This is a genomic window from Pseudomonas sichuanensis (assembly GCF_003231305.1).
In the GTDB taxonomy this organism is placed as follows: Bacteria; Pseudomonadota; Gammaproteobacteria; order Pseudomonadales; family Pseudomonadaceae; genus Aquipseudomonas; species Aquipseudomonas sichuanensis.
In genome coordinates this window covers 17,716-26,717 of the sequence record NZ_QKVM01000045.1, presented here as the reverse complement: position 1 = coordinate 26,717, position 9,002 = coordinate 17,716, and the positions used below count along the sequence as shown (strand labels likewise).

8 protein-coding genes are annotated in these 9,002 nt (G+C 61.8%); 6 read left to right on the top strand and 2 right to left on the bottom strand.

What is annotated here, in order from left to right; all coding sequences use genetic code 11:
* The first annotated feature begins 12 nt into the window (after positions 1 to 12).
* The 6 genes from DM373_RS20920 to DM373_RS20895 are packed head-to-tail and all read left to right on the top strand — an operon-like array spanning position 13 to position 7,160.
* Positions 13 to 2,457: a hypothetical protein gene (locus tag DM373_RS20920; RefSeq protein WP_110995382.1), complete on the top strand. Its 2,445-nt coding sequence runs from the start codon at positions 13 to 15 to the stop codon at positions 2,455 to 2,457.
* Between the two features lies 1 nt (position 2,458).
* Positions 2,459 to 2,797, top strand: coding sequence for a hypothetical protein (locus DM373_RS20915; RefSeq protein ID WP_110995381.1), 339 nt, complete (start codon positions 2,459 to 2,461; stop codon positions 2,795 to 2,797).
* Positions 2,787 to 4,424 carry a phage terminase large subunit gene (terL, locus tag DM373_RS20910; protein WP_110995380.1) on the top strand — a complete coding sequence of 546 codons (1,638 nt, stop codon included), beginning with the start codon at positions 2,787 to 2,789 and terminating at the stop codon, positions 4,422 to 4,424. The genes DM373_RS20915 and terL overlap by 11 nt, the downstream gene beginning before the upstream one ends.
* A 24-nt stretch (positions 4,425 to 4,448) precedes the next feature.
* Positions 4,449 to 6,149: a phage tail protein gene (locus DM373_RS20905; protein WP_110995379.1), complete on the top strand. Its 1,701-nt coding sequence runs from the start codon at positions 4,449 to 4,451 to the stop codon at positions 6,147 to 6,149.
* Positions 6,146 to 6,577 carry a DUF4376 domain-containing protein gene (locus DM373_RS20900; RefSeq protein WP_110995378.1) on the top strand — a complete coding sequence of 144 codons (432 nt, stop codon included), beginning with the start codon at positions 6,146 to 6,148 and terminating at the stop codon, positions 6,575 to 6,577. The genes DM373_RS20905 and DM373_RS20900 overlap by 4 nt, the downstream gene beginning before the upstream one ends.
* 4 nt (positions 6,578 to 6,581) lie before the next feature.
* The gene (locus DM373_RS20895) at positions 6,582 to 7,160 is read left to right on the top strand and encodes a hypothetical protein (RefSeq protein WP_110995377.1); all 579 of its coding nucleotides are present in this window, start codon (positions 6,582 to 6,584) and stop codon (positions 7,158 to 7,160) included.
* Positions 7,161 to 7,550: 390 nt separating this feature from the next.
* Here the strand turns inward: DM373_RS20895 and DM373_RS20885 are convergent, their stop codons facing one another.
* Both DM373_RS20885 and DM373_RS20880 read right to left on the bottom strand, forming a co-directional pair.
* Positions 7,551 to 7,745 (bottom strand): hypothetical protein, encoded by a 195-nt coding sequence (locus DM373_RS20885; protein ID WP_110995376.1) that lies wholly within the window; start codon positions 7,743 to 7,745, stop codon positions 7,551 to 7,553.
* A 129-nt stretch (positions 7,746 to 7,874) separates the two neighbouring features.
* On the bottom strand, positions 7,875 to 8,276 hold the full coding sequence (locus DM373_RS20880; protein ID WP_244215106.1) for an RDD family protein: 402 nt from the start codon (positions 8,274 to 8,276) through the stop codon (positions 7,875 to 7,877).
* Between the last annotated feature and the right edge of the window lie 726 nt (positions 8,277 to 9,002).

Here is a 9,002-nt window from a genome sequence, read left to right as displayed (position 1 = left end):
AGGAGCAAGCCCATGGCCATGAACCCCCAGTGCATCAAAGAGGTCGAGCAGGCCATCGGCCGCCCGCTCAAGAAGGCCGAGGCCCAGGCCATCGAGGACAAGATCAGCTTTCATGTCCGCGACCTTGCCCGCACTGACCCCACCCGATTCAACTCGATGACCGCCGCAGATCGGCAGCTCGCCGCAGCCCAGGCCGCGATGGCTGATCACATGGCATCCGTCGACAAGGCTGCCCAGCGCAAAGGGCTGAACCTGCTGGCCCAAACCCGCGAACTTGCCAACCAGGCTGACCGCGCCGCCGTACTGGGCGGCAAGCAGCCGTTCACCACGGCGTTATTCGAGCGCCTGCGCCAGATCGACAACCGCATCAAGGGCGAGCGCAACCGGGCGTTCGGCTCGATCATGGATGTGATTGACGCGGCAGCTCCGCGATTCCTGGGCATGATCACCAACAAGGTCGCCGAGCGCGACTTCGTTCATGAGGTGTTCGGGCAGGCCACCGGCAACCAGGTGGCTGCCAAGGCAGCCAAGGCCTGGCGCGAACAGATGGACGCCCTGCGCGAGCGGATGAACGCCGCAGGCGCCATGATCGGCCGGCTTGACTATGGCTGGCTGCCGCAGCCGCACAGCCTTGTGAAGGTCCGCAACGCCACAGCTGATGCTTGGGCATCCTTCGTACTGAATCGCCTGGACCGTCGCCGCTACCTCAACGAGGACGGTACGCAGATGACCGACGCCCAGGTAACCGACTTCCTGCTGGCTGCACACGAAACCCTGCGCACCGATGGGCTCAACAAGATGACGCCGGGTAGCGGCCAGGGAGCAAGCCGGGCCGGCAAGTTCGACGACGCCCACCGGCATATCCATTTCCGCGACGGTGACGCCTACCTCGAGTACATGCGCGACTTCGGGCCGACCTCAGTTTTCGAGGCTATGCAGGGCTCCGTGCACGCCCAGGTCAAGGACTCTGTGCTGATTGAGCAGTTCGGGCCCAACTCGGCGCAGACCTACCGCCTGCTGCTGGACACCGCCCGGGTGAAGGACGGTATCGGTGATGGGTGGTTCTCTGGTACCGAGTTCGGCGCTACGCCGGACATGGTTTGGAACGTGCTGAACGGAACCCTTGGCGTTCCGGTCAATGCCAGGTTCGCCGAATTCAACCAGGGTATCCGCAACTTCATGGTTGCCGCTAAGCTGCAGGCCACGCTGATCGCTTCGGTGGTTGGTGACCTGCAATCGCTGGCGATCACCAGCGCCTACCACGGGCTGCCCCTGGGCAAGACCCTGGTAAGCGCCGTGAAGAGCGTTTCGGCAGATTACCGGGCCGAGGCCGCACGCATGTCGCTGGGCATGGACAGCATCACCAACGACCTGGTGACATTCCACACCGATAACCTATCCGCCGGCTGGACCAGCAAGCTGGCCAACGCCACCATGAAAATGACACTGCTGGAGGGCTGGACCACTGCGATGCGCCGTGGATTCTCTGTGCAGATCATGTCGCGCATGGCAGCCGATACCCGCGGGGCGTGGGGCGCAGACGCCAAGCTGCAAGCGCGCCTGGAGCGCTACGGCATCACCAAGGAAGACTGGGATGTGTGGCAGGCAGCCAGGCCAGAGGAATGGCGCGGGCAGCAGATGCTGACGCCTGAATCCATCGCCAGCCTGCAAGGGTTCAGCGCCAAGCAGAAGAACGACGCTATCGGCAAGCTGCTGGGCTACATCCAGAACGAATCCGAGTTCACCTCGATCCTGCCAGGCCTTATGACCCGCGCAACCATGCGGCAGAACACCCAGTCCGGCACCATCGGTGGCGAAAGCCTGCGCCACCTGACGCTGTTCAAGTCGTTCGGCGTGGCCATGTTCGAGCGCCACTGGGCACGGGCCATGCAGATCGAGAGCACGGGCGGGCGCCTGGCCTACTCGGCATCCCTGTTCACCGGCCTGCTGATGGCTGGCGCAGTGACCAACCAGCTCATGGACATCATGAACGGCCGCGACCCTCGAAACATGGATGACCCCAAGTTCTGGGTGCAGGCCATGCTGCGTGGCGGCGGTGTCGGCATCTTCGGCGACATCATGAACACCGGCCTGGGCGGCGATAACCGTGGCGGGCAGTCCAACCTGACCGGCCTTCTGGGGCCTGTGTACGGCACGGCGGCCGATATCGGCCTGACCGCTGGCAGCGTGTTCAAGGAGGGCACCGAGCCGAAGGACGTCGGTGCCAACGCCCTGCGCATCGGATACCAGAACACCCCATTCATCCGCAGCTGGTACACCAAGGCGGCATTCGAACACGCAGTCTTCCATGACATGCAAGAGCTGCTATCCCCCGGCTACCTGCAACGCATGAAGCGCCGGGCCAAGACGGACTTCGGCCAAGGCTTCTGGTGGTCGCCAGGCCAATCGCTGCCGGAGCGCGCGCCAAACCTCAACACCGCAGTAGGAGGTCGCTGATATGCGTGATGACCAGATCGTGCGCTTGCAGGCGCTGACCGAGCGCCTGGGCGAGGTGGTGATTACCGAGCTTGACCCGCACGTCTGGCCGGGGGCCGGCAAGCTGCCTGCCGAGCTGACCCAGGAGGAGCGAGGCAACAGGTACTGGGCCAAGAAGAATGCTGCCGCGACCATGACGCTGCTGCTCAAGGCGGTGAACATCGCCGGCCTGCTGAACCGCCAGAAGCCGGCGCCGGACGCTGGTGCTGCCGTTGATGAACTGGACGGCGAGCTGGCGGCCGCCGAGCGCGAGGCTCAGGCCATCATCGAGCGGATGCAGCGAAACGGTAATGTCCACTGAGCCCGAGAAGCCCGCAGCGAAAGTAGGATTTCTGGTCTTCTTCCTAATCTGGGCAAATCGCCGGAAGTGGGCAGTCCCTGATATCCACATCAGGGCTGTTCTGTGGCTGGAATCCAAGGGTGAGCTGGCGGTGCTGCGCTGTTTCCGTGGCTTCGGCAAGTCCACCATTCTGGCCATCTACAACGCCTGGCGGTACTACCGCGACCCCACGTTCCGCATCCTGCACCAGTCCGAGTCGGACGGCACCGCCTACAAAACCAGTCGCGACACCCAGAACGTCATCCGCAACCACCCGCTGACCCGCCACATGCTGCCGCCCAACAAGGGCCAAGTAGAGCAGTGGTGGGTCGAGGGCGCCGCTGACTTCCGGAACTCGTCCATGTACGCACGCGGCATCCTGTCGAACGTCACATCTGCCCGTGCCGACGAGTGCCAGAACGACGATGTGGAGGTGCCGAAGAATATCCAGACGCCCGAGGCGCGGGAGAAGCTGCGATATCGCCTTGGCGAGCAGACGCACATCCTGGTACCTGGCGGAAGTCAGCTATACATCGGCACGCCGCACACCCATGACAGCCTCTACGACGAGATGGAGGCCATGGGCGCTGACTGCCTGACCATTCGCATGTTCGCCCAGGAGTTCCGCATCGAGCAGGCAAAGGATGCGGCCTACGCCATCCCGTTTGTGCCGGAGGTGGTGTTCTCGGGTATCGGGAAGTTGGCGCGGGTGCTGCAGCCCGGCAAGGACTACCAGCTGACCAAGGCCGGCATTGCCTTCATGGATCCGCCTGGAACGTTGATCGACTGCTATGCCGGCAGTGCTTGGCCTGAGCGGTTCAGCATGACCGAGCTGCAGAAGCGCCGGCGCAAAACCCGCACGATCAACGAATGGGACAGCCAGTACCAGCTGCATAGCAAGCCGGTGACCGAAGTGCGCCTGGACCCGGCTCGCATGATCCCGTACGACATGGAGCCGGTCATCCGCTACGCCAACGGCGCCTGCGCCATGTACCTGGGGCCGGTGCAGATTGTGGGCGCCGCTGCCTACTGGGATTGCTCACTGGGCAAAGTGAAGTCGGACGCATCGGCCTTCTCGCTGATCCTGACCGATGATCGTGGCCAGCTCTACTGGCAGGTCTGCAAGGCGCTCGAAGGCGAGATCGCCACCTTCGACGAGCGCACCGGAAAGATCACCGGAGGCCAGGTCCACCAGGTGCGCGAGATGGTCATCAAGTACCAGATCCCCAGGGTGGTGGTGGAAACGAACGGTCCGGGCGGCTTCGTCCCCACCATCCTGCGTCAGGCCCTGAAAGGCACGGGCTGTGGGGTAGGTGAGGAACACAGCAGCACCAACAAGCAGAAGCGCATCTTGGATGCCCTGGAGTCTCCGCTGTCGGCCCGCTTCCTGTGGGCGCATGTCGATGTGGTGCGCGGCCCGCTCTGGGACCAGATGCGCGACTTCAACCCGGCTGTGAAAGATCAGGCCGATGACTTCCTCGACTCCGGCGCCGGCGCAATCGCACAAACCCCGGTACGCATAGGGCGGATAGTCGGGAAACCGACAGAGGTACGGCGGGACGATTGGCGCACCAATGCGGGCGTGCACGAGGTGCAGGTGGACTACTGAGCCCGCGAGTCAAAGGGGCGCGCCATGTCTGTACCAGCCGGACCAACCTTCAAACGCTACGTCGCCAGCGGCGTGGCCACCGTGTATCCCATCCCGTTCCTTGTGCTCGACGCCGCAGACCTACAGATCACCCTGGACGGGGTGCTTGTGACTTCCGGCTTCACCCTGACCGGGATTGGCAACCCGACCAGCACCTGCACGTTTTCTGTAGCGCCGACAGGTGACCTGCTGTTCCAGCAGAACATTCCTTTCCAGCGCCTGAACGACTACCAGGAGCTCGGCGACTTCATGGCCAGCACCGTCAACCGGGACCTAGACCGGTTATGGCTGGCGGTCAAGCAGCTGAGTGGTGGAACCTCTCGTGCACTCACCGTCAGCCCGCTCGAGCCGGAAGGGATTCCCCCGATTCCGCTGAAGGCGGCCAGGGCACTACGAGTTCTTGCCTTCAACTCTGTCGGCGACCCGATTGTCTCGACCCTCACCCTACAGCAGCTGGAAGAGCAGCCAGCACTGGCGCTGGCTTCCGCCCAGGCTGCCGCCGCCTCTGCGTCAGCTGCGGCTGGATCGGCGTCGTCAGCCAGCACATCCGCCAGTTCGGCAGCTGCCAGCGCGGCGTCAGTGGTTGGTGCTGCGGTGCCGATGTTTCAGGTGTCGTGGTGGCCTGGCACTCGAGCAGCAATCCCGAATGGGTACGTTCCAGGTGATGGCCAGGCGCTGAGTCGTACAGCGTTTCCAGATGCCTGGGCCGCAATCAACGCGGGAAACATGCCGACTGCAACGGATGCAGCGTGGAACAGCACGCCGGCCGAGCGCGGTAAGTACACAGCAGGTGACGGATCCACAACGTTTCGTGTACCTGACTACAACGGCAAGACCGCAGGATCGATTGCCCCACTGATGGTGCGAGGGGATGGCGCTGTTGGCTTTTCCACCGGGTCCATCCGTCAGGATCAGATGCAATTGATCACCGGAGATATCGGGGGTGTGCAGGCCAGGCCGGACACTACCAATGGAGTCTTCACGAGAGCGGTCGCGGCAACAAATAACTGGATTGGAACAGCGTCCAGCCTGGATAACATCCGTGTCGGGTTTGACTCTTCGCGAGTGGCGCGCACAGGTAGCGAAACATTCCCTACGCACGTTGTAGGCTGCTGGATCATCAAACTGTTTGGCGCGGTCACCAACCCTGGAGCGGTGGATGTTGTGGCGCTTGCCTCTGCTCTTGCCACTCTGACGGCTGATTTTCAGAACTCCCGCGCCGGCTCATTCGCCAACACCTTCCTGCACGTTGAGGACCGGAAGGCAACGAACACAGCAGGTGGCACGGCCACGGCTGCGACCTGGACCACCCGCGACCTGAATAGCGTCCGTGTGAACCGCATTCCAGGATCCTCCGTTGCATCGAACCAGATCACTCTTCCGGCCGGCACTTATCGGTTCGATGCGAGGGCCCCAGCCATTGGTGTCGGGGCACATCAGATCCGATTACGCAACATCACGGACGCTGCCGACGTTGATACCGGAAGTAGCGGTTTCTCTGTGTCCAGCGGACTGAACGCTATGACAGATTCAGTTATCGGTGGGGAGTTCACGATTGCCGCAACCAAGGTCTTCGAAATCCAGCACAACGTGGGCACCACCAGGGCAACCAATGGCTTCGGCGCCGCTGCAAACCTGGGGACCACCGAGATCTACACACAGGCCAAGTTCTGGAGGCTCGCATGATGGACGTAGCACTGGCTCTTGAGGACTTGGTGCCGGCCGCATGCCGTGGCGGCAGCCTCACCGACAACACCCGTGAGCAGTACGAGGCGTTGCGCTGGGAAGACGAGCGCCCACAGCCGACCTGGGAGCAGCTGGAAGCGGCATGGGCCGCACGACTGCCGGTAATCGAGCGCGAGGACTTTAAAGAGGAGCGCCGCAAGGCGGTGGCGGCGATCACTGTGGAGCTGGACGGCCAGGTCTTCGATGGCAACGAAGCCAGCCAGAACCGCATGGCCCGGGCGATCCTGGCGCTTGAGGATGGCCAGGAAACCCCGTGGGTGCTTCATGACAACACCGTTATCACCGTTACCCGCGACAAGCTGCTGGCCGCTCTGCGCCTGGCCGGCAAGCGACAAACCGAGCTGTGGATACCACCTGAACAGGAGTAGCACCATGTACTGCGGCGTTTTCTGGCATACCGACGTAACCAAACTGGTGATTCTGGACGAGATGGGGATGCCGTTCCCGCTCCAGTTCGACGTCAGCCTTATCCCAACTGCGGCGAGAGCCGTTGACCTGGCCGACACGAACAGCGCGGTCAGCCTTCTGCAATCTGCCGTCGGCACGCTGAACACCGGGCTGGCCACCGCCAGCACCAATGCGAGCAACGCATTGTCGGCGGCGAACTCGGCGACAGCCACTGCTGCCAATGCCCAGGCTGCGGCCACTGCTGCCGGCCAGGCCGTTGCCGCGCTGGCTGCGCCAATGAAATGGGAGGTGATCACCGTCACCCTGGGGGCGGGCGGCACCGCGAATGCAACGTTCGCCAAGACCTACACCGAGGTTCCGCTTGTTCTGCCGATGACCCGCTTTGTCGGCGACCAGATGTTCGCTGCCGTGGCCGGGGCCGCTTCGCTGACCGGTGTCACCGTTACCGGCAAGCGTTCGCGGGGTACGCTGCTGCTGACCTCCGGCCCGTTCGAGCCGGCGGCATCGGGCGACGTTGTTCAGCTTGCTGTACTGGGACGCTGACCGGGGGACAATCCTGGGACACCGAATGTCCCAAATAGCCATGAATGTTCCTGAGTGAAAATGATGGTGCGCGCCAGTAGTTACGGGGCATACAGGCTGTAGGTCGCGAAATTACTGGGGTGGATAACGGATTGCAAATCCGTCTACGCCGGTTCGATTCCGACCTCGGCCTCCATATTCGAAAGCCCCGCAGATTAACGTCTGCGGGGTTTTTCTTTGCGGGTCGAAAAAGCCGATCATTTCCGCATAATTAGGCATCGTTTCCGCATCAGCGCATTACTTGGTGGGGCTGACGGCGTCGACCCGGCGGTAAACCCGCGCGCTGATTCCTTCTTTCGAGTGCCCTAAGTCAGTCGCTCAGTCCCGTGCTGGGCTTTTCGCATCAGGCGCTCACCCCTCGCCGCGATGCTTCCAAGCGTGGTGCCTGCCCAGGTCACTGGCATGAAATTCCCGCGTGAGATGCGCCTTCTTCAGCTCCTCAACCCAGGCAATGGCCTCGGCACGTTCTCGAGCGCGGATCGCATCAACAGCCTCTGCCCAGTGCTCCAGCGCCTCGGCAAACCTCCGCTTCTCATTCTCGGGCATCTCGGCACCCTTCGCGTGAGTGGTTGGAAGGGGTAAGGGTAGACCAAATGGAAGTGATGCTTGGGGCGATTGTCGGCAAGTGGCCAACGTAAAGCCCGGCGCTGGGCCGGGCTTGGGTTGCATGCCATGTCAAAGGGTTGATGCTTGCATCGTTGCGCGGAGCAGAGCTAGATCCTTGGTCGGTATGACATAGGTTTTGGAGAGCATGTCACCGACTCGTTGGCATCGTGCGGACTGCGCATAGATGAAGATCGTTATGATCCCTAGCGGAGCCTCGATGTGTCTGGTGAGTCCTCGAATCAGGGCTTGTACAAGCGTAGGTGGGTCGCCTGCTCCGTTGATGACGGTCAGCCCAAATACAAGCTTCCCCGGTGTCCTGCCTTTAAGAAGCCATTCCCATAGCGGGTACAGGAAGAGGTAGACAAAGACCAGTTCAAACCCTGCGAACAACAGACGTTCTTGCTTGGCAAGCCACAGGCCGAGAAGAACAATTGCTCCGTAGTCGATGATGTACGCCCCTATGCGTTTCATCAGAAGGGACGTCCTTGAGACTTCCATCAGGTGCTCCGTGTTGTGGTAAGTAGCGAATGAGTACGGCGCGGGAACTGACCGGGCTTGGGGTTACTTGAAGTTGCGCTCGTAGATAAGTTCGTAGCAGCGGCGCGCTACAGTCGCGAAGTACACTGGTAAAAATGAGTGGCGCAGGACTTGGCTTGGGCGTTCGTCATGAGTGAGGCATTTCGAGCATGCACGTGTTGAGGCGGGTCTTGCTGTATCGGCAGCGGCTGGCTGACGTTTATCCTTGAGTCGCGAGATTCTTGTGCTGTGGCGCTGCAATGGTAGATTGCCCTCATCAACAAGAAGGATGCCTGGAAATTGGAAATGGCCCAGGAATCGTGCCTTGCGGTAATTGCAGTCGCGCCGTTTCAGTTTTGTTTTGGAGCTGAATACTTTGGCCTACCAAATAGGGAATGTGGCAATGGGCAAAAGATTGGAAAAGTTTAGAGCCTGGCTCACGCCCCGTCGGCGGCTGTGGGCGGGAATAGGCATGTACGCACTGGTGATTGTGGTGCCGATGCTCAGCCCGGGAACCAGCTTGAGTTTCCTGGTGGGGCCGGCGTGTATCATCTTTCTCAGTAGCTTCATGTGCAGGCCCGCCAGCAAGCGCTGAGGTGCTGCCAGGTCCTGGCAAGTCTGTGGTGCTCTGGCCCGAAGTTCGCCCCCGGTTGTGATAGATTCCCGCCATTAACAAGGAGG

What these genes read in the sequence shown, in the direction of transcription:
- DM373_RS20920 (WP_110995382.1), top strand. Translation starts at nt 13, where the DNA reads ATGGCCATGAACCCCCAGTGCATCAAAGAGGTCGAGCAGGCCATCGGC.
- DM373_RS20905 (WP_110995379.1), top strand. Translation starts at nt 4,449, where the DNA reads ATGTCTGTACCAGCCGGACCAACCTTCAAACGCTACGTCGCCAGCGGC.
- DM373_RS20895 (WP_110995377.1), top strand. Translation starts at nt 6,582, where the DNA reads ATGTACTGCGGCGTTTTCTGGCATACCGACGTAACCAAACTGGTGATT.
- DM373_RS20900 (WP_110995378.1), top strand. Translation starts at nt 6,146, where the DNA reads ATGATGGACGTAGCACTGGCTCTTGAGGACTTGGTGCCGGCCGCATGC.
- DM373_RS20880 (WP_244215106.1), bottom strand. Translation starts at nt 8,276, where the DNA reads ATGAAACGCATAGGGGCGTACATCATCGACTACGGAGCAATTGTTCTT.
- DM373_RS20915 (WP_110995381.1), top strand. Translation starts at nt 2,459, where the DNA reads ATGCGTGATGACCAGATCGTGCGCTTGCAGGCGCTGACCGAGCGCCTG.
- DM373_RS20885 (WP_110995376.1), bottom strand. Translation starts at nt 7,745, where the DNA reads ATGCCCGAGAATGAGAAGCGGAGGTTTGCCGAGGCGCTGGAGCACTGG.
- terL (WP_110995380.1), top strand. Translation starts at nt 2,787, where the DNA reads ATGTCCACTGAGCCCGAGAAGCCCGCAGCGAAAGTAGGATTTCTGGTC.